The sequence below is a fragment of the Streptomyces sp. NPDC002779 genome, from assembly GCF_042888685.1.
Lineage (GTDB): Bacteria > Actinomycetota > Actinomycetes > Streptomycetales > Streptomycetaceae > Streptomyces.
In genome coordinates this window covers 336,663-355,439 of the sequence record NZ_JBIAQC010000007.1, presented here as the reverse complement: position 1 = coordinate 355,439, position 18,777 = coordinate 336,663, and the positions used below count along the sequence as shown (strand labels likewise).

Below are 18,777 nucleotides of genomic sequence, written 5' to 3'. Positions count from 1 at the left end.
AGCCATCCCCGCAACCGCGCGTGACCCGAACGGTCCCCCGGTAAGGGAACGGCAAAGAGACCTCGCTCGTTCACCGGGCATGACAGCTATGACCCCCGGCTCGAACATCCCACTCCCCGTCGCGCGTGTGACGGTGGACGTCGCCGCTCCGGTGCGGCTCGACGTATCGGGCCTGCTGCTCACCGCCGACGGCAAGGTGCGCTCCGACGACGACTTCATCTTCTACAACCAGCCCGCCGGCCCGGGCGTGACCTACCGCTCGGGCGGCGGCACGGCCCCGGACGCGATCACGGTCGACACCTCCGCCGTCCCCCCGGGGATCGAGAAGATCGTCGTCACCGCCAGCCCGGACGCCGCCGGCCAGACCTTCCAGGGCGTCGAACCGACGGCGACGATCCGCAACGCCGACGACAACAGCGTCCTGGCCTCCTTCACTCCCCCGCAGCTCGGCAACGAGACCGCGCTGGTCATCGTGGAGATCTACCTCCGCAACGGCGCCTGGAAGGCCCGAGCGGTCGGCCAGGGCTACTCCAACGGCCTCGCCGGCATCGCCACCGACTTCGGCGTCACCGTCGAGGAACCGGCACCGGCGCCGACCCCCGTGGCCCCGGCCCAGCCGGCCGTGCAGCCCCCGGCCGCCCCGCCCGCGGCACCGATGGCGACGCCCCCGGCCCCGGCCCAGGCGGCACCCCCCGCCCCGCCCGCGCCCCCGGCCCCCGGCGCCGGGAAGATCAACCTCGACAAGGGCCGCGTCAGTCTCCAGAAGAACCAGACCGTCTCCCTGATGAAGGGCGGCCGCCCGCTGCTCTCGCAGGTCAAGATGGGCCTCGGCTGGGAGCCGGCGTACCGCGGCAAGGACATCGACCTGGACGCCTCGGTCATCGCCTACGGCCCGCAGCGCAACCACGTCGACAGCTGCTACTTCGGCAAGCTGCAGATCGTCAGCGGCGCAATCCGCCACTCCGGCGACAACCTCACCGGCGAGGGCGGGGGCGACGACGAGGTCATCAGCGTCGACCTCGGCCGGCTCCCCCAGGACGTCACCGGTCTGGTCTTCACGGTGAACTCCTTCTCCGGCCAGAAGTTCACCGAGGTCGCCAAGGCCTACTGCCGGCTCCTCGACGGCACCACCGGCGAGGAGCTCGTCCGCTTCGACCTGACCTCCGCCGAACCGCAGACCGGCGTGATGATGGCCAAGCTCATCCGCCAGTTCTCCGGCGAGTGGGAGATGACGGCCCTGGGCGACTTCGTGAAGTCCCGCACGGTCCGCGGCATGGTCAAGCCCGCGGCCCAGGCACTGTAGGCACAAACTCCGGGGCGCCCCCGCTAAAGGGGGCGCCCGGCGCCGGGGACCCGAGCCCGGCCATGGACGCGGACCCGGCACTTACCCGCTCGACACCGCCACCGCGACTCCGCAGCACAGCATCAGGCCCGTCCACGGCATGGCCCGCAGCAGATGGCGGTTCTTGGCGTGCGCGATGACGCCCAGCAGGCGGGCCATGTCCCACAGCTGGCCGCACAGTTCGCCCGGCTCGACGGCCGGCGCGATGTCGAGGCCCATGAAACCGAACGGGCTGAGCGGCAGCGGCACCCGCAGCCGGGGCCGGATGGCCCGGGCCAGGTGGTAGCCGGAGACCAGGAAGGCGACGGCGAACAGGGTGAGGGCGACGTCGGTGACGGTTCCGTGCCGCTCCCGGCCGCCGTTGCCGAGCATGGTCACCACGGCGACGACGGCCCCGGTGTGCACCACCAGCATGCTGTTGATCTTCGCGTCGGCTTCCTGGACGTATCCCTGGAAGGCCGACAGCGCCCCGAGCCCCGCGGCCACGGCGATCTCCATCGCCCGGCCGCCCCCGTACTCCGACATCGATGCTCCCTACCCCGGCTCCCGTCCCACCAGGGTGCCGGGACCGGCCCCCGCGCCGGGCATCGCCCGTCAGGTGACGGGGCGGCGCCGGGGCGTGGGGGGTCATGCGGGCGCGCGTGCGGGGGCGGGTGTCAGCCGGCCGTCCACTCCTGTCCGCGGTCCCCCGGCCGGCAGGTCCGCATCGAGGGCGCGCCGCCCTCGCCGCCGGCGGTGAGGCAGTCGTCCGGGCGGGCCGCGTTGTGGAGCCGGAAGGAGCCCTTGCCACCGGGCACGGGCACGGCCCACCACTCCTGGGCGGGAGTGCCGGCATGGCCGGCGAGGAAGACCTCGCCGCTGCCCGGGGCGACGGTCAGTACCCGGTCCTGGCCGGTCGTCAGCCGCAGCCGTCCGCCGCCCGCCGGACTCCACCGCCAGGTCCGCCCGATGCCGTCCGGGTCGGCCAGGACCCGGACGCCCTCCGGGCCGGCGGCGAGGAACCCGCCGTCGCCGACGTTGCCGACGGTGCCGCGCTCGTCCCCGGCGGTGGCCGAGGGGACGGACAGGGAGGGCCGCCCGGCCTCCGAACGCGAGGTCGAGGGCCCCGGTCGCTCGTCCGGCCAGGGGTAGGCCGTCTCCGCCGTCCACACCGAGGCGTCCACGGTTCCGGCCCCGCCGGAGGGCCAGCCGAACCGCGGGGTGCCGAGGAGCGCCGCCGCCGTCAGGACGGCCACGGCCGATGCCGCCAGGGAGACCAGGACCAGCCGCGGCGTCCGGTTGACGGCCCGGGAGATCCGGCGGACCCGGGGTGCGAGGGTGCTGCCGAAACGGCGCCGGAGCCAGGCGAACACCGAGGGGTGGACCGTCCTGCGCACCTCTTCCGCGGTGCGGCCGGGGGCGCTGAGATAGGCGCCGCGGCGCTTCTTGTGCTTGTCGAGCACCTGGACCGGCTGGAAGCTCTCCGGGGCGACACCGGCGGCCCAGCCCCCGCGCACGGTCTGCTCGTACACGTACTGGCTGACGACCACCACGAGCTGCTGGTCGGCGAACTCCCGCTGGAGCCACTTGGCCTGCCGGCAGTCGACCAGCCGCTTGGCCTCGACGGCCCCCTCGCCCGCGGTGCCGAGCGCGCTGTCCGCGGCGAGGCCGGTGACGACCGAGAGGCGCACCCGCAGCAGCTTGGCGGGTTCCCGGCCGATGTTCTTCTTGGCGAGGGTGTCCTGGAAGGCCGTGACGAATCTGGCGACGACCAGGCTCATCCGCTTGCTGGGCCACAGGACAAGGAATCCGTCGCCGTCCTTCTGGAAGCCCCGCCACTCCCCGCGCAACGCCTCGGGCATCTGTCCGAGCGCCTCTTGGTACGCCCCGTACAGCGCCGCCTGCGCCTCGACCATCTCGGGGCCGAGAAAACTGCTGTAGTCGCCCAGATCGGCTCGGACAAAAACCGCTTCGAAGAGATCCTCGACTGGATCTGATCCCGGTCCGTCAGCGGACTCGGAGTCGTAGCCGTGCAAATGCGTGCGACCTCTCCCGAGGAGGACGAAGTCCCTGACGTGGTGACAACAGGTGAATATCACACCCGAACGAAGGGTCGCCACCTGTCCCGGCGCCCGTCGCACGCCCCGGCGCTCACTCCTGTTCGGCCACCGCCTGAAGCCCTGTCAGATCCGTGACGATGAGGCGCCGGTGATGGGCGTCCACGAGATCACGCAGGTCCCGCAGCGCGCGGTACGCGGTGCTCTCCGAGACGCCGATCAGCTCGCCCCACTCCATGTGCTTGAGGTCCATCGGAAGGATTACCTCGCGACCGCGCACCGACTGCCCGAAGTCATCGGCCATCTCCACCAGAACACGGGCAAGCCGGACAGTGGGGCTGCGCCGGTGAAAGTCGACGCGCCGCCGGGTGGCGGCCGCCAGCTTCCGGCTGACGGACTCCTGCAACCGCAGCAGCACCTCCGGGTGCTCGGACTTGACCCGCTCGAACTCCTCCCACGCCAGCCGGAGCGCGGTGACGGGCTCGCTCCCGCAGGCCCTCACCGAGGCACTGCGCGGAGCCCCGCTCATCCCGGCGAGCTCCCCGACCAGATCCCCTCCCATCCGCACGGCGACGAGGGTCCACCCCCCGCCGGCGAGGGAGGCGGTGACCTTGACGTACGAGGAGAGCAGCACGAAGACATCGGAGCCGGCCTCGCCTTCGGCCATCAGGAGTGCGCCGCGCCCGAAGGAGACGGGTTCCGCCCGGGCGGAGAGCGCGAGGCGGGCGGCGCCGCTCAGTCCGCCGAGAAAACTTCCGGGGCGCCACTGTTCGGGCACACCAACTCCCCCAGGTTCTGTTCGGGCCCACCAACTCCCCCAGGTGCGCGGGGCGGTGGCGATGCGCGGCGGTACCGCGGGGGGCGCGACCGGCCGCCGGCGCGCCCCACACCCCGCCCCCTCGTCAGCCCTGCGACCGTGCCTTGAACGCGGCCTTCCGCGCCTCCTTGGCGATCCGCTTGTCCGGATGCAGCCGCCCCATCGCCTCCAGCACCTCCGCGGTAGCGGGATGGTCCACCCGCCACACCGCCGTGAAGAACCCGCTGTGCTGCTCGGCGAGCCCGGACACCAGGGCTCGCAGCTCCTCGGAGTTCCCCTCGGCCGCGAGCTGCGCGGCGACCGTGTCGATGGTCAGCCAGAACACCATCGCCTCGGAGGGCGCCGGCACGTTCGGGGCGCCCCGCTCGGTCAGCCAGACCCGGGCGAGGCCGCCCAGTTCGGGGTCGTCCAGGACCTCCCGCAAGGCGGGCTCCGCCTCGGCGCCCACCAGCGACAGCGCCTGCTGGCACCGCAGCCGGCGCAGCGGTGCCCCGGAGTCCGACCCACGGGCCGCCGCCAGCAACTCCCGTGCGGCGGGCAGCGCCTGACGTCGGCTCAGCCACTGCTCGGTCTCCGCCTGCGCGGCACCCGGCGGGAAGTCGGCCGTGCCGTCGAGGAGCGCGTCGGCCCCCTTGTCCACCAGGTCCCCGACGGCCGGCGCCGTGAAGCCGGCCTCCAGCAGCCGGGCGCGCAGGCCGTACAGACCGAGCGGGGTCAGCCGCACCAGGCCGTAGCGCGAGACGTCCGTCTCGTCGACGGGCGCGGACGGCTCCTCGTCGGCGTCGGCCATCAGCGCCTCGTCGACCGGCTGGTACTCCACGAGCCCGACCGGCTCCAGCAGCCGGAACTGGTCGTCGAGGCGCATCATCGCGTCGGAGACCTGTTCCAGGACGTCGTTGGTCGGCTCCCCCATGTCGTTGGGCACGATCATCGACGCGGCGAGGGCCGGCAGCGGCACCGGGGAGTCGCCGGGGCCGTCCTCGCTGGCCGTCAGCAGGTAGAGGTTCCCGAGCACCCCGTCGAGGAACTCCGCCTCGGCGTCGGGGTCCCAGTCCAGCTGGGAGAGGTCCAGCTCGCCGCCCTCGCCCATGGCGTCGACCAGGTCGTCGAGGTCCGGCACCCCGGCGTCCGCGAGCACCGTCTCCAGCGCCGCCTGCCACACCGCGAGCACATCGTGCGGGGAGCCGCCGGTGAGCAGCGCCAGGTCCTCGCCCGCCGTGACGGTGCCCTCCTGCTCGTCGGTGATCTCGACGAGCCCGGTGTCGACGGCGACGCGCCAGGCCTCACTGGCGTGGGCGGCGGCGTCGTCCCCGGTCAGGCCGAGGACCTCGGCGGCGGCGGGGAGCTGTTCCTCGGCGAGCCCGCCGCCGGCGTCGACGCGGGTGTCGGGGCCGGCCCAGCGGGCGAGCCGGGCGGCCCGGGAGAGCAGGGGCGTGGACAGCGCGTCCCGCGCCAGCTCCGTTTCGGGATGCAGCCGCACCGGCGGCAGGGGGGAGCTGTCTGACATCGGCTGATTCTCCTAGGACGCGTCGTACTACTCAGCCGCTCAGCCTAGACGGATTTGGCCCCATGCCGCCCGGTTCATCTGCCCGTTGGCCCGTGTACATGGCCGAAACCTTGACAAGTGGCCTGACCAGGCAGGAGATTACGCGCGTAGACATTCAAAGGACACGTGTTCACCGAATCTCTACGCGCGTCGCACCGGCCTCGCCGGTCGCGGCTCCCGCCATCCTCGCTCCACCCTCGTCCCGGCGCCCACGCACGTCCCCGGAGGGATCCCGTTGCCGAGCAAGTCGTCCGCGCGCCTCGCCGCGCTCACCGTCGCCGCTGTCTGTTCCGCGGCGTCCACCGTCGTCCTCACCTCGCCCGCGCACGCCGACTCGGTGCGCATCCATGACATCCAGGGCAACACCCGCATATCCCCGTACGCCGGGCAGCAGGTCACGGACGTGACCGGCATCGTCACCGGGGTGCGCACCTACGGCTCGTCCCGCGGCTTCTGGATCCAGGACCCGGCCGCGGACGCCGATCCGGCCACCAGTGAGGGCGTCTTCGTCTTCACCGGCTCCACGCCCAGGGGCGTGGCCGTCGGCGACCTGGTGAAGGTCTCCGGCACGGTCACGGAGTTCGTGCCCGGCGGCACCTCCTCCGGCAACCAGGCGCTGACCGAGATCACCCGCCCGACCACCACCGTGGTCTCCAGCGGCAACGCCGTCCCGGCGGCGACGGTCATCGACGCGGACTCGGTGCCGAGCGCCTACGTCCCGGCGGGGGACAGCGCCGCCGGCGACTCGGTCAACGGCCTGCCGCTGAAGCCGTCCGCGTACGCCCTGGACCTGTACGAGTCGCTGGAGGGCATGAACGTCCAGGTCTCCGACACCCGGGTGGTCGGCGCCACCGACCCGTACACCGAGCTGTGGGTCACGGTGAAGCCGTGGGAGAACCGCAACCGCCGCGGCGGCACGGTGTACGGCTCCTACGCGTCGCAGAACACCGGCCGCATCCAGATCCAGTCGCTCGGCGCGGTCGCCGACTTCCCGAAGGCGAACGTCGGCGACACCCTCACCGGCACCACCGCGGGCCCGCTGGACTACAACCAGTTCGGCGGCTACACGCTGATCGCGAACCGGCTCGGCACCCTCGAGAGCGGCGGCCTGGAGCGGGAGACCACCGAGAAGCAGAAGAACGGCGAGCTGGCGGTCGCGACGTACAACGTCGAGAACCTCGACCCGTCCGACGCCACCTTCGAGGAGCACGCCTCCGCGATCGTGCACCACCTCCAGGCGCCCGACATCGTGTCCCTGGAGGAGATCCAGGACAACACGGGCGCGAAGAACGACGGTACGGTCGCCGCCGACCAGACGATGCAGAAGCTGATCGACGCGATCGTCGCCGCCGGCGGCCCGCGCTACGACTGGCGCTCCATCGACCCGGTGAACAACACCGACGGGGGTGAGCCGGGCGGCAACATCCGTCAGGCGTTCCTGTTCAACCCGGAGCGGGTCTCGTTCACGGACCGCGCGGGCGGCGACGCCACGACGGCCGCCGGGGTCACCGAGGAGCGGGGCAAGGCCGCGCTGACGGTCTCCCCGGGCCGTATCGACCCGGCGAACGCGGCCTGGAACTCCAGCCGCAAGCCGCTGGTCGGGGAGTTCGCCTTCCGGGGCCGTACGGTCTTCGTGATCGCCAACCACTTCAACTCCAAGGGCGGCGACCACGGTCTGACCTCGCAGTACCAGCCGGTCCGGCGCAGCTCTGAGACGCAGCGGCACCAGCAGGCGACGCTGGTGAACTCCTTCGTCAAGGACATCCTCGCCACCCAGAAGAACGCGGACGTCGTCACGCTCGGCGACATCAACGACTTCGAGTTCTCCGGGACCACCAAGATCCTGGAGAGCGACGGCGCCCTGTGGTCGGCGGTCAAGTCGCTGCCGCGGAGCGAGCGTTACTCGTACGTCTACCAGGGCAACAGCCAGGTCCTGGACCAGATCCTGGTCAGCCCGTCGATCCGGCGCGGCTGTGACCTCGAGTACGACAGCGTGCACATCAACGCGGAGTTCCACGACCAGATCAGCGACCACGACCCGCAGGTCCTGCGCTTCAAGCCGTAACTCCCGCCCGCTCAGGGCCGGCTGAACACCTGGTTCAGCCGGCCCTGCCAGGCAGGAGGGCGGCTCAGGGTACGAGTCCGAGGGCGTGCCGGTACCGGCTGCCGGTGGACCCCCGCATGCCCGGATACGTCCGCACCCGCTCCCACTGGGGCGAGCCGGGCCCGGCGATGGCCTCGTCGTAGGCCGCGTCGCTCTCCCACTCGGCATAGTTGAGGACATGGGTGCCGTCGGTGCTGAGGTGGAAGTGCGCGGAGATCAGGCCGCGGTCGGCGTCCGGTCCGGCGAGCGCGGACAGGACCAGGTCCACCCAGTCGGCCCGCTTGCCTTCCGCGTCCGGCTCGAAGTCGACGCGGACCGTCACGATCAGCCCCGGCACCCGGGTGTCCCCGGCGGCGCGGGCGTGGCTGCGGTAGAGGCGGTAGCGGTCCAGGCGGACCCGCTCGATGCCGGGCACGGCGGTGTCGATCTCGTCGTTGCGTTCCTGGCGGAGGGTCTTGACGTAGGCCTCGTATCCCTGCTCGTCGCGCCACTGCGAGTAGTGCAGCAGGGTGGTGCCGTCGTGGCCCGCGTAGATGTGGTAGCCGAGGAGCCGGTCGCTGCCCCAGGGGCGGCCGTCCCAGGTGCGGGCGATGGCCTCGACGGTTGCCGCCTGGCGCTCGGGGGTGCCCACCCGCCAGGTGCTGAAGAAGGGCGCCCCGATCTCGGGGCGGGTCGGGTCGGGGTGGGCGTCGGTACGGCGGGTCATGGCGGGCCTCCGGTACGTCGGTGATCGGTACGGGGACCAGCCTCCGACCTCAACCTTGCTTGAGGTCAAGTGCGGGTTGCGGGACGGTTGTTGGACCGGGGCACGACGAAGGGCGGCGCGGGTCCGGTCGCCCGGTTCCGCGCCGCCCTCGATCCGGCTCAGCGACGGCCGCCGCGCCGCCGCACCGCCTGGACGACGAGCATCGCGCCCACGGCGGCCGCGCCCGCGAGCAGCACCGGTCGCGGATGCCGCAGCCCGGCCTGTACGACGGTACGGACGGGACGCGGCGCGTGGTACTCCACGGCGTGGCCCGCCCGGGTGGCCCGCTCCTGAACCGTGTGACCGGCCCAGCCGGCCCGGCCCTGGACGGAGTGACCGGCGCGGGAGGCCCGGCCCTGGACCGTGTGACCGGCGCGGGAGGCCCGGTCCTGGACCAGGTGTCGGGCCCGGGTCGCTTTGTCCTGCGCGTGGTGACCGGCCTGGGCCGCGCTGCTGCGCAGCTGCACGGTCATCGCGCCCGCCCGGTCCCTCAGGTCGGCGGCGCGCGCCCTGGCCCGCCCCTTCACATCGGCCTTGCCCGCCAACTCCTCGACGGTGATGCCGAGTTCCTTCCTCGTACGCTGTATCTGCCGACGCAGTTCGTCGGGGCCCTTGGCCCCTGTGCCCGCGTCCCCTGCCATGTCCGTCATCGGTGCGCCCTTTCCCTGATCTCCTCGACGTCCGCCCTGACGTTGCCGGGGGTTTCCTCGGGTGTGGCAGGCGCGGCACGCCTCAGCTGGGCACGACCGGTCGCGCCGGGCACGCCCGCGACGGCGAACAGCACCGCCGTCACGATCAGTGCCGCCGCCCAGACGGACAGCTCCGGCGAGAGGGAGCCGACCGAACGACGCTCGTCGTGCTCCGACCCGGTGGCCGTGGTCCCGGTCACGGTGTCCGCCTCCTCTCGGTTCGGAACACTCCGGGTACCCGCACCGGTCCCCGCTACCCTTGGCGTCCGCCGCCCGGACCGCGCTGCCCGAGCCGCGCCAGCTGACTCTGGAACCAGTCCAGGCGCGCCTGCAACAGGGCTGCCTCGGCGGCCAGTTCGGGCACCCCGAGCTCCTCGCCGGAGGCGACGGCACCGCCCTCCCCCGCCACCACCCGCAGCCCTTCCCCGGCCAGCCGCGCGAACCCCGCGAGCGAGACGGACGTACGGTCCCGCAGACAGCCCGCGCAGGAGGGGGCCAGGCCCAGCCAGCCGGGCCGGCCCCAGCCCGCGTCGGCCAGCGCGACGGCGACCGCGCCGCACCGGCAGGGGCCGACGGTGGCGGTGCGCACCCGCTGCCGCGCGTAGCGGAAGCCCAGCTCGAAGCGGAGGTAGCGGCCCAGCACCGTGACCTCCAGCAGCACGGCGGCCCGGTGCTCGGCCGTGCACAGCAGCGCCTCGGCGGCCGTACGGTCGTGCACGCAGTGGAAGCCGCAGTCGCAGCGCCGGTGCGGCGCCCGGTGCCGGAGGCCGTAGACGCAGGACGCGTCGGCCAGGACCCCGTAGGGCAGCGCGCCGCCGAGCGACACGCCGGTGAAGCCCGCCCGGGTGCGGTCGTGGGACAGCACCGGGTGGGCGATCTTGTAGCCGGTCGGCGGCTCCGTCGGGCGTTCCTCCGGAAGCCAGGGCCTCATCGGGCCGCCGGTACCTCTTCGGCGGCCCGCGCTTCCACGATCTCCTCGGTGGGGGCGGGGAGTTCGGGCTCTTCGTCGTGGATCAGCGGCCGCTCTTCAGCGACTCCGGTGGCGAGTGCCTTGCCGAGCTTCATGACGCCTCCAGGACCAGGGGTCGTTGACCGTCCCGGCCATGGTGACCCATGGCGCCCCGGTCGGAACAGAGGGCCTCGACTCCCCACCCGACAGGGATGCTTAACGATACCTCGCAGAAAATTTAAGTGGAGCTTCACAGTCGAGCTGCCGACACTACAGGCATGACGACCACGAACTCCCCCTTCGGCCGCGCCCTCTGCGCCATGATCACGCCCTTCACCGAGGAGGGTGCGCTCGATCTCGCCGGGGCGCAGCGGCTCGCCGACCGGCTGGTGTCCGGGGGCTGCGACGGTCTGGTGCTGTCGGGCACCACGGGCGAGTCGCCGACCACGACGGACGAGGAGAAGACCCTGCTCGTCCGCGCGGTGCGGGAGGCGGTGGGCGAGCGGGCCTCGGTGCTGGCCGGGGTCGGCACCTTCGACACCCGGCACACCGTCGAGCTGGCCCTGGCCGCCGAAAAGGCGGGCGCGGACGGGGTGTTGGTGGTAGCGCCGTACTACAGCAAGCCCCCGCAGGACGCGCTGGAGGCGCACTTCCGTGAGGTCGCCGACGCCTCGGGACTCCCGCTCGTGGTCTACGACATCCCCGGCCGCACCGGCGTCCGCGTCGAGCCGGACACCCTGCTCCGGCTCGCCGAGCACCCGAGGATCGTCGCGGTGAAGGACTGCTCCTACGACTTCCTCGCCGCCCAGAAGGTCATGGCCCGCACGGAGTTGGCGTACTACGCGGGCTGCGACGAGCACAATCTCGCGCTGTACGCGGTGGGTGGCGCGGGGTACATCAGTACGGTGTCCAACGCGGCGCCCGGCCGACTCCTGGCCGTGCTGGACGCGTTCGACGCGGGTGAGACGGCGGAAGCGGCCCGGCTCCAGCAGCGGGCCACCCCGCTGGTGGAGGCGATGATGGCGGCGGGCCTGCCCGGCTCGGTCACCGCCAAGGCGCTGCTGACCGAACTGGGCCTGCCCGCGGGCCCGGTCCGCGCCCCCTTGCGTCCCGCCGGCCGCGAGGCGACCGACGGGCTGCTGAGGGCCTACCGGAGCCTGGTGGACGCCTGATCAGCGCCGGGCGAAGACCGGCTCCCAGCCCCACTGCAGCGAGTCCCCCTGGGCGCGCGGCCCGCTGAGCCAGCGCAGCCGGTCACTGCCGATGGTGACCAGCGCGAGCCGGGGCTCGTACGCCTCCTTGCCCGCGGACCGCTCCCAGGCGATGAGCCGCCGCTCGTCCGCCCAGGCGAGGAGTTCGACGCCGCGCACCTTGGCGATCTCCTTGCCGGTGCGGGGGTCCCGGATCGAGGAGTACGACTTGTCCGGCACCTCCCGGGTCAGGCCGAGCGCGGCGAGGGTGCCGTCCGGGGAGAGCCGGGCGGCGACGTCCGACCTCAGATGCCGCTCGGCGGCCGGAGCGGCGACCGGGGCGCCGGTGAGGTCGTAGAACTTCTGCATCCCGTCCCGGCTGCCGATGATCCTCGACTGCACCAGTCGCCCGTCGCGGCTGAACTGGAGGTCCGAACGGACGCTGACGTGCCGCCGCTCGGAGGGGAGGGGGCGCCATGGGCCGCCGGTGCCCTGCGCGGGATCCAGGACGATGAAGCCGGTCCGGGGCGTCTCCCCGAAGGGCTCGCGCCAGGCCACGTCGCCCTCCGTGCCGTACGCCTTCTCGCGAGCATCGGGATGCCGGTCGTAGGTCGTCGCCAGGAGCTGCGTCCCGTCGTACGACCAGGCGAGCCCGCCGACGCCCCGCCGGACCGGGATCCACCGCTCGACCTCCCCCGTCGCGAGGTCGAGCAGCCCGATCCGGCGGGCGGGCAGCGTGCGCTCCAGCACGGCGGCGGTGCGCACGCCCGGGGCGACGGCGACGAACGACCACCGGTCGTCCTTCTCGTACCGGCCGGTCCCGGGATCGAGCAGCCAGTAGGTCCGCCGGGCGATGCCGGTCTCGGTGGTCCGCTGCTCGAGCTCCGTCGTGAAGTAGGCGGCCAGCACCGCCTCGCCCGCCGCGATCAGCTCGCGGGGCGGCGACTGGTCGGGGTGCGCGCTGGTGCCGTGGCCGCCGTCCAGGAGGCCCGCGGGCCGCACGTCGTCCTTGCCGGAGTCCAGGTGCGGGACGGCGACCGCGAGGGCGACGACGGTCACGGCGGCCGCGGCGACGGCGGTGATCCTCCGGGTGCGCCGGCGCCGCCGTACGGCCAGGACGCGGTCCGCCCATCCGGGGCGGGCCGGGGGCTGCTCCTCGGCGGTCTCCCGCAGGGCGGCACGGACGAGTTCCTCGACGTTCACGGACGTACCTCCGCGGGAGACAGGCCGGGCAGGCGTTCCGCCGCCGTGAGGGCGGCCAGCTCCGGCGCGAGGGTGCGCAGCCGGGCGAGGGAGCGGTGGGTGGTGGACCGTACGGTGCCGACGGAGCAGCCGAGGAGGGCGGCCACCTCGGCCTCGGGCAGGTCCTCGAAGTAGCGCAGCACCAGCACGGTGCGCTGCCGGGGGGTGAGCCGGGCGAGCGCGCCGCGCAGCACCAGCCGCAGGTCGGCGGCGGCGGAGTCGTCGGGACGGGCGCCGGTGTCGGGCGGTTCGGCGACACTCAGCTCGCGCCGCCGCCACTTCAGCCGCCAGCGGCTGATCTGCTGCCGGTACAGGATCTGCCGGACGTACGCCTCGGGTTCTTCGATCCGGTGCCAGCGTCCGGCCGCCCTGATCAGCGCGTTCTGCAGCAGGTCCTCGCCGGCGTGCCGGTCCCCTCCGCTGAGCAGCACGGCGGTCCTCAGCAACGCGGACGAACGGTTCTCCACGAACTCCCGGAACCCGGCCTGCGCCTCGGCGTCCATCGCCACCTTCACTCCCCCGGCCGGACCCGCTGCCCGCCCCTCCACCGGGAATGACGCGCACGGCGGCGCCCCGCTATGCCAGGTCCCCCGAGAAAAATTTCCCGCCGCCCCGCCACGGCTCCCGTACGGTGACGAGGTGAGCCGCCCCCTGCTGTTCCTGGACGTCGACGGCCCCCTCAACCCCTGGGCCGCCAAGCCCCAGCGCCGCCCGGAGGGTTACACCACGATCCGTGCGACCGTCCGCCCCGGCCGCCCGCTCCGCGTCTGGCTCAACCCCTCCCACGGCCCGTCCCTGCTGACCCTCGCCTACGACCTGTGCTGGGCCACGACCTGGATGGACGCCGCCAACCGCTGGATCGCCCCGGTGATCGGCCTCCCCGAGCTCCCCTGGGTCGACTTCGGCGAGGTCCTGTTCGCGGAGCGCCCGGACGGGGTGCACTGGAAGACGGCGGCGATCGTGGAGTACGCGGCGGGCCGCCCGTTCGCGTGGGTGGACGACGAACAGAGCGGGGCGGACGAGAGGTACGTGGCGGAACATCACGCGGGCCCGGCACTGCTGCACCACGTCGACCCGAGGATCGGTCTGCGGGAGGAAGACTTCACGGCCCTGGAGGAATTCGCGGCCACGCTTGCCGCCTAGGGGCGCGGGGAACTGCGCGACCGGCTCCCACCGGCCCGCAGCTTCACCACGCCCCCGGCACCAGCTAGTTGTGGCTGTGCAGGATCTCGTTCAGGCCGCCCCACACCGCGTTGTTCGGACGGGCCTCGACCGTTCCCGTGACGGAGTTCCGGCGGAACAGGATGTTCGACGCCCCGGACAGCTCGCGAGCCTTCACGATCTGGCCGTCGGGCATCGTGACGCGGGTGCCGGCGGTGACGTACAGCCCCGCCTCCACCACGCACTCGTCGCCCAGGGCGATGCCGACGCCCGCCTCGGCGCCGACCAGGCACCGCTCGCCGATGGAGATGATCACGTTGCCGCCACCCGACAGCGTGCCCATCGTGGAGGCGCCGCCGCCGATGTCCGAGCCGTCCCCGACGACGACGCCCGCGGAGATGCGGCCCTCGACCATCGACGTGCCGAGCGTGCCCGCGTTGAAGTTCACGAAGCCCTCGTGCATGACGGTCGTGCCCTCGGCGAGGTGCGCGCCCAGGCGGACCCGGTCGGCGTCGGCGATCCGCACGCCCTTCGGCGCGACGTAGTCCGTCATGCGCGGGAACTTGTCCACGGACGTCACCTGAAGGTGCAGTCCCTCCGCGCGGGCGTTCAGCCGGACCTTCTCGATGTCGTCGACGGCGACCGGCCCGAGCGAGGTCCAGGCGACATTCGCGAGGAAGCCGAACATGCCGTCCAGGCTCTGGCCGTGCGGCTTGACCAGGCGGTGGGAGAGCAGGTGCAGCCGCAGGTACACGTCGTGCGCGTCGATCGGCTTCGCGTCGAGCGAGGAGATGACCGTGCGGACCGCGACGACCTCGACACCCCGGCGGGCGTCCGGGCCGATCGCCTTGGCGGCGCCCTCGCCGAGCAGTTCCACGGCCGCCTCGGCGGACAGCCGCTCCGTACCGGACGGGCCGGGCTCGGCGGCGAGCTCGGGCGCGGGGAACCAGGTGTCGAGGACGGTGCCGTCGGCAGCGATCGTGGCGAGCCCGGCGGCAACGGCGCCGGTGGTGCGAGGTGCAGTCGTGTCGGTCATGACGGCAACCTAACTTGGCAGCCCCCACCAGGGCGAACCGATCCCCCCGCCATCTCACGTGCCGGGCGCACGCCGGTGGAGGGTTCACGCCCGCCTCGGGCGGCTCAGGGGCCGATGACCCGCCTCAGCATCTCCCGTGCGTACTCCTCGTCGTACGGCGTCCCGGTGAGCAGGACCTGGAGGCAGATGCCGTCCATCAGTGCTACCAGGGCCCGTGCCGTGACCGGGTCCGTGTGCCGGGCGAGCCGGGCGACTAGGTCGGCCGCCCATTCGGCGGCGACGGGACGCAGGGCGGGGCGGCGCAGGGCCGCCAGGTACAGCTCGTACTCCAGCTCGACACCGGTGCGGTCGCCCGCCAGCCATTCGCCCATCCATCCGGCGAGTTCGCGGGCGAGGTCGGCGCCCGGTTCCTGGAGGCCGCCGCGGGCGGCGATGACCTTGGCGAAGCCCTCGTTCGCCTGGCGCAGGGCCGCGACCATCAGCTCGTCGAGGGTCGCGAAGTGGTACGTCGTCGAGCCGAGCGGGACATCGGCCTGCGCCGCGACCGAGCGATGGGTGAGCCCCGCGAGGCCCTTCTCGCCCACGACCCGGATCGCGGCGTCGATGATCCGCTGCCGCCGCTCGGGGTCGTAGCGCCGGGCCATCAGTGCGCGCCGCCCAGGTTCAGCACCACGACCCCCGCCACGATCAGCAGGATCCCCGCGACCTTGGTGACGGTCAGCGCCTCCCCGAACGCCACGAGCCCGATGACGGCGATGCTCGCGGTGCCGACCCCGGCCCAGATCGCGTACGCGGCGCCGATCCCCACGGTCTTCAGGGTCTGGGCGAGCAGCGCGAAGGAGACGACGTAGCCGAACGCCGTCAGCAGCGAGGGCCAGAGCTTGCTGAAACCGGCGCTGTACTTCATGGCGGTGGTCGCGGCCACCTCGGCGGCGATGGCGCCGGCGAGCGTGAGGTATCCCATGTGTACGAGCGTACACATCATGCGTACACCTGTACACAGGGAGGCCGCACAAGCCGTCACAACGCGGAAGCGGCGACGCCCCCTAGGGGCATCGCCGCTTCCGCGCTTGCCATCTCAGACGTTGAACCCGAGCGCCCGAAGCTGCTCGCGGCCGTCGTCCGTGATCTTGTCCGGGCCCCACGGCGGCATCCAGACCCAGTTGATGCGCAGCTCGTTGACGAGGCCGTCCGTGGCGGACTTGGCCTGGTCCTCGATGACATCCGTCAGCGGACAGGCCGCCGAGGTCAGGGTCATGTCGATCGTCGCGATGTTCGCGTCGTCGATGTGGATGCCGTAGATCAGGCCGAGGTTGACCACGTCGATCCCCAGTTCGGGGTCGACGACGTCGTACAGCGCCTCGCGGACTTCTTCCTCCGAGGCCGGCTTCATCTCAACGGTCTCGCTCATGCCGTCTTCCTTTCCGCGTCGGCTCCGCCCAGGGCTTGGGCCGTTGCGTCCTTCCACGCCATCCAGCTCAGGAGAGCGCACTTGACCCGCGCCGGGTACTTGGAGACTCCCGCGAACGCGACCGCGTCCTCCAGGACCTCCTCCATCGCGTCATCGGGCTCGATCTTCCCCTTGGACTGCATCAGCTCCAGGAAGGTCTCCTGGATCTTCTGCGCGTCGGAGAGGTCCTTGCCGACCAGCAGGTCGTTCAGCACCGAGGCCGAGGCCTGGCTGATCGAGCAGCCCTGCCCCTCGTACGAGACGTCCTTGATCGTCGTGCCGTCGTACTTCACGCGGAGTGTGATCTCGTCGCCGCACGTCGGGTTGACGTGGTGCACCTCGGCATCGCCATCCCTCAGACCACGCCCGTGCGGGTGCTTGTAGTGGTCCAGGATGACTTCCTGGTACATCGAGTCCAGCTTCATGCGATCGCTCGTCCCGTCCCTCAGCCGAAGAAGTTCCGCACGTGCTCCAGGCCGTCCACCAGAGCGTCGATCTCGGCCGGCGAGGAGTACAGATAGAACGACGCTCGCGTGGTCGCAGGAATTCCGTACCGCAGGCAGACCGGACGGGCGCAGTGGTGGCCCACCCGGACCGCGATGCCCTGCTCGTCCAGTACCTGGCCGACGTCGTGCGGGTGGATGTCCCCGAGCGTGAAGGAGATCGCAGCGCCCCGGTCCTCGGCCGTGGTGGGGCCGATGATCCTGAGGTCGGGGACCTCCTGCAGGCGCCGCACCGCGTACTCGGTGAGCGCGTGCTCGTGGGCGAGGATCCTGTCCATGCCGATCGAGTTCAGGTAGTCGATCGCCGCGCCCAGACCGACCGCCTGCGCGATCGGCGGGGTGCCCGCCTCGAACTTGTGCGGGGCGGGAGCGTACGTCGACGAGTGCATCGACACCGTCTCGATCATCTCGCCGCCGCCGAGGAACGGAGGCAGGTCCTCCAGCAGCTCCTGACGGCCCCACAGAACGCCGATGCCGGTCGGGCCGCACATCTTGTGGCCGGTGAAGGCCACGAAGTCGGCCTGGAGGGCCTGGACGTCCATCGGCATGTGCGGGGCGGCCTGGGAGGCGTCGATGCAGACGAGCGCACCGACCTCCTGGGCGCGCCGGATGATCGTCTCGACCGGGTTGACCGTGCCCAGGATGTTGGAGACCAGCACGAAGGAGACGATCTTCGTCTTCTCGGTGATGATCTCGTCGATGTTGGACAGGTCGAGCCGGCCGTCGTCGGTCAGGCCGAACCACTTCAGCTTCGCGCCCGTGCGCTGCGCGAGCAGCTGCCACGGCACGATGTTGGAGTGGTGCTCCATCTCGGTGATGACGATCTCGGTCTCGGCGTCCACGCGGTAGGGCTCGTCGGCCCAGCCCAGCATGTTCGCCACGAGGTTCAGCGACTCCGAGGCGTTCTTGGTGAAGATCACCTCGTCGCGGCTGGGCGCGTTGATGAACGCGGCGACCTTGTCGCGCGCGCCCTCGTACAGCGCCGTGGCCTCCTCGGCGAGCACATGCACACCGCGGTGGACGTTGGCGTTGTAGCGCTCGTAGTACTCGCTCAGGGCGTCCAGCACCTGGCGCGGCTTCTGCGAGGTCGCCGCGTTGTCCAGGTACACGAGCTTCCGGTCGTCGTGGACCATGCGGTCCAGGATCGGGAAGTCCTTGCGGATCGCCTCGGTGTCGAGGAGGCCCGGCAGCTGCGTCACGCTGATGCCCCACCCTTCGTGTATACCTCGTAACCCTCGTTCTCCAGCTTGTCGGCGAGCTCGGCGCCGCCGGACTCGACGATGCGGCCGCCGGAGAAGACGTGGACGTGGTCGGGCTTGATGTAGCGCAGGATGCGCGTGTAGTGCGTGATCAGCAGGGTGCCGACCTCGCCGCTCTCACGGATCCGGTTGACGCCCTCGGAGACGATGCGCAGGGCGTCGACGTCGAGGCCGGAGTCGGTCTCGTCGAGGATGGCGACCTTCGGCTTGAGCAGCTCCAGCTGGAGGATCTCGTGGCGCTTCTTCTCACCGCCGGAGAAGCCCTCGTTGACGTTGCGCTCGGCGAAGGAGGGGTCCATATTGAGGCGCTCCATGGCCTCCCGGACCTCCTTCACCCAGGTGCGCAGCTTGGGGGCCTCGCCGCGGATGGCGGTGGCGGAGGTGCGCAGGAAGTTCGACACGGACACACCGGGGACCTCGACCGGGTACTGCATCGCGAGGAACAGGCCGGCGCGGGCGCGCTCGTCGACGGACATCTCCAGGACGTCCTCGCCGTCGAGGGTGACGGTGCCGCCGGTGATCGTGTACTTCGGGTGACCGGCCAGCGAGTAGGCGAGAGTCGACTTGCCGGAGCCGTTGGGGCCCATGATGGCGTGCGTCTCGCCCTGCTTCACGGTGAGGTCGACACCCTTGAGGATTTCCTTCGTGCCGTTCTCGACCTCGACGGTGACGTGCAGGTCTCGGATTTCAAGCGTAGCCATGGGTGCC

21 protein-coding genes and 1 pseudogene are annotated in these 18,777 nt (G+C 72.0%); 4 read left to right on the top strand and 18 right to left on the bottom strand.

What is annotated here, in order from left to right; genetic code table 11:
- The first annotated feature begins 88 nt into the window (after positions 1–88).
- Positions 89–1,303: a TerD family protein gene (locus ACFYW5_RS22085; protein WP_389418873.1), complete on the top strand. Its 1,215-nt coding sequence runs from the start codon at positions 89–91 to the stop codon at positions 1,301–1,303.
- Positions 1,304–1,384: 81 nt separating this feature from the next.
- On the opposite strand, the gene ACFYW5_RS22080 is transcribed toward ACFYW5_RS22085, so the two are convergent.
- From ACFYW5_RS22080 to ACFYW5_RS22065, 4 genes are all read right to left on the bottom strand, one after another.
- Positions 1,385–1,867 carry a hypothetical protein gene (locus ACFYW5_RS22080; RefSeq protein ID WP_389418743.1) on the bottom strand — a complete coding sequence of 161 codons (483 nt, stop codon included), beginning with the start codon at positions 1,865–1,867 and terminating at the stop codon, positions 1,385–1,387.
- A gap of 131 nt (positions 1,868–1,998) precedes the next feature.
- Positions 1,999–3,237, bottom strand: a complete 1,239-nt coding sequence (locus ACFYW5_RS22075) for a hypothetical protein (RefSeq protein WP_389418742.1) — start codon at positions 3,235–3,237, stop codon at positions 1,999–2,001.
- Positions 3,238–3,472: 235 nt separating this feature from the next.
- Positions 3,473–4,156, bottom strand: coding sequence for a Crp/Fnr family transcriptional regulator (locus ACFYW5_RS22070; protein ID WP_389418741.1), 684 nt, complete (start codon positions 4,154–4,156; stop codon positions 3,473–3,475).
- A gap of 124 nt (positions 4,157–4,280) precedes the next feature.
- Positions 4,281–5,702: a hypothetical protein gene (locus ACFYW5_RS22065; protein WP_389418740.1), complete on the bottom strand. Its 1,422-nt coding sequence runs from the start codon at positions 5,700–5,702 to the stop codon at positions 4,281–4,283.
- 274 nt (positions 5,703–5,976) lie between these two features.
- On the opposite strand from ACFYW5_RS22065, the gene ACFYW5_RS22060 reads away from it, so the two are divergent.
- Entirely contained in the window at positions 5,977–7,806 is a 1,830-nt protein-coding gene (locus ACFYW5_RS22060; protein WP_389418739.1) for an endonuclease/exonuclease/phosphatase family protein, read from the top strand.
- A 64-nt stretch (positions 7,807–7,870) separates the two neighbouring features.
- Here ACFYW5_RS22060 and ACFYW5_RS22055 read toward each other — a convergent pair whose 3' ends face one another.
- From ACFYW5_RS22055 to ACFYW5_RS22035, 5 genes and pseudogenes are all read right to left on the bottom strand, one after another.
- Positions 7,871–8,551, bottom strand: a complete 681-nt coding sequence (locus ACFYW5_RS22055) for an antibiotic biosynthesis monooxygenase (protein WP_389418738.1) — start codon at positions 8,549–8,551, stop codon at positions 7,871–7,873.
- A 158-nt stretch (positions 8,552–8,709) separates the two neighbouring features.
- The gene (locus tag ACFYW5_RS22050) at positions 8,710–9,240 is read right to left on the bottom strand and encodes a DUF3618 domain-containing protein (protein ID WP_389418737.1); all 531 of its coding nucleotides are present in this window, start codon (positions 9,238–9,240) and stop codon (positions 8,710–8,712) included.
- A pseudogene (locus tag ACFYW5_RS22045) lies at positions 9,237–9,431 on the bottom strand (phage holin family protein); the annotation flags it as partial. The pseudogene ACFYW5_RS22045 and the gene ACFYW5_RS22050, both read right to left, overlap by 4 nt.
- A 101-nt stretch (positions 9,432–9,532) precedes the next feature.
- Positions 9,533–10,210: a hypothetical protein gene (locus ACFYW5_RS22040; protein ID WP_389418736.1), complete on the bottom strand. Its 678-nt coding sequence runs from the start codon at positions 10,208–10,210 to the stop codon at positions 9,533–9,535.
- A complete protein-coding gene (locus ACFYW5_RS22035) occupies positions 10,207–10,344 on the bottom strand; it encodes a hypothetical protein (RefSeq protein WP_389418735.1) in 138 nt (45 codons plus the stop codon). The genes ACFYW5_RS22040 and ACFYW5_RS22035 overlap by 4 nt, the downstream gene beginning before the upstream one ends.
- A 162-nt stretch (positions 10,345–10,506) precedes the next feature.
- On the opposite strand from ACFYW5_RS22035, the gene dapA reads away from it, so the two are divergent.
- Complete coding sequence (gene dapA / locus ACFYW5_RS22030; RefSeq protein WP_389418734.1) at positions 10,507–11,400, top strand: 4-hydroxy-tetrahydrodipicolinate synthase; 894 nt, start codon at positions 10,507–10,509, stop codon at positions 11,398–11,400.
- Here dapA and ACFYW5_RS22025 read toward each other — a convergent pair whose 3' ends face one another.
- Positions 11,401–12,621 carry a WD40 repeat domain-containing protein gene (locus ACFYW5_RS22025; RefSeq protein WP_389418733.1) on the bottom strand — a complete coding sequence of 407 codons (1,221 nt, stop codon included), beginning with the start codon at positions 12,619–12,621 and terminating at the stop codon, positions 11,401–11,403.
- Complete coding sequence (locus ACFYW5_RS22020) at positions 12,618–13,163, bottom strand: SigE family RNA polymerase sigma factor (protein ID WP_389418872.1); 546 nt, start codon at positions 13,161–13,163, stop codon at positions 12,618–12,620. Before ACFYW5_RS22020 ends, ACFYW5_RS22025 begins: the two co-directional genes overlap by 4 nt.
- 136 nt (positions 13,164–13,299) lie before the next feature.
- Here ACFYW5_RS22020 and ACFYW5_RS22015 point away from each other — a divergent pair, with 136 nt between their 5' ends.
- Positions 13,300–13,803, top strand: coding sequence for a hypothetical protein (locus ACFYW5_RS22015; RefSeq protein WP_389418732.1), 504 nt, complete (start codon positions 13,300–13,302; stop codon positions 13,801–13,803).
- Positions 13,804–13,867: 64 nt separating this feature from the next.
- Here ACFYW5_RS22015 and dapD read toward each other — a convergent pair whose 3' ends face one another.
- The 7 genes from dapD to sufC all read right to left on the bottom strand — a co-directional run bounded on the left by dapD (position 13,868) and on the right by sufC (position 18,770).
- On the bottom strand, positions 13,868–14,857 hold the full coding sequence (gene dapD / locus ACFYW5_RS22010; protein ID WP_389418731.1) for a 2,3,4,5-tetrahydropyridine-2,6-dicarboxylate N-succinyltransferase: 990 nt from the start codon (positions 14,855–14,857) through the stop codon (positions 13,868–13,870).
- Positions 14,858–14,961: 104 nt separating this feature from the next.
- Entirely contained in the window at positions 14,962–15,501 is a 540-nt protein-coding gene (locus ACFYW5_RS22005; protein ID WP_389418730.1) for a TetR/AcrR family transcriptional regulator, read from the bottom strand.
- Complete coding sequence (locus ACFYW5_RS22000; protein ID WP_389418729.1) at positions 15,501–15,821, bottom strand: DMT family transporter; 321 nt, start codon at positions 15,819–15,821, stop codon at positions 15,501–15,503. Before ACFYW5_RS22000 ends, ACFYW5_RS22005 begins: the two co-directional genes overlap by 1 nt.
- A gap of 114 nt (positions 15,822–15,935) precedes the next feature.
- Positions 15,936–16,268 carry a metal-sulfur cluster assembly factor gene (locus ACFYW5_RS21995; RefSeq protein WP_073494514.1) on the bottom strand — a complete coding sequence of 111 codons (333 nt, stop codon included), beginning with the start codon at positions 16,266–16,268 and terminating at the stop codon, positions 15,936–15,938.
- On the bottom strand, positions 16,265–16,732 hold the full coding sequence (gene sufU, locus ACFYW5_RS21990) for a Fe-S cluster assembly sulfur transfer protein SufU (RefSeq protein ID WP_067016112.1): 468 nt from the start codon (positions 16,730–16,732) through the stop codon (positions 16,265–16,267). The genes ACFYW5_RS21995 and sufU overlap by 4 nt, the downstream gene beginning before the upstream one ends.
- A 20-nt stretch (positions 16,733–16,752) precedes the next feature.
- Positions 16,753–18,009, bottom strand: a complete 1,257-nt coding sequence (locus ACFYW5_RS21985; protein ID WP_389418728.1) for a cysteine desulfurase — start codon at positions 18,007–18,009, stop codon at positions 16,753–16,755.
- Positions 18,006–18,770 (bottom strand): Fe-S cluster assembly ATPase SufC, encoded by a 765-nt coding sequence (gene sufC, locus ACFYW5_RS21980; protein ID WP_389418727.1) that lies wholly within the window; start codon positions 18,768–18,770, stop codon positions 18,006–18,008. The genes ACFYW5_RS21985 and sufC overlap by 4 nt, the downstream gene beginning before the upstream one ends.
- Positions 18,771–18,777: the final 7 nt, after the last annotated feature.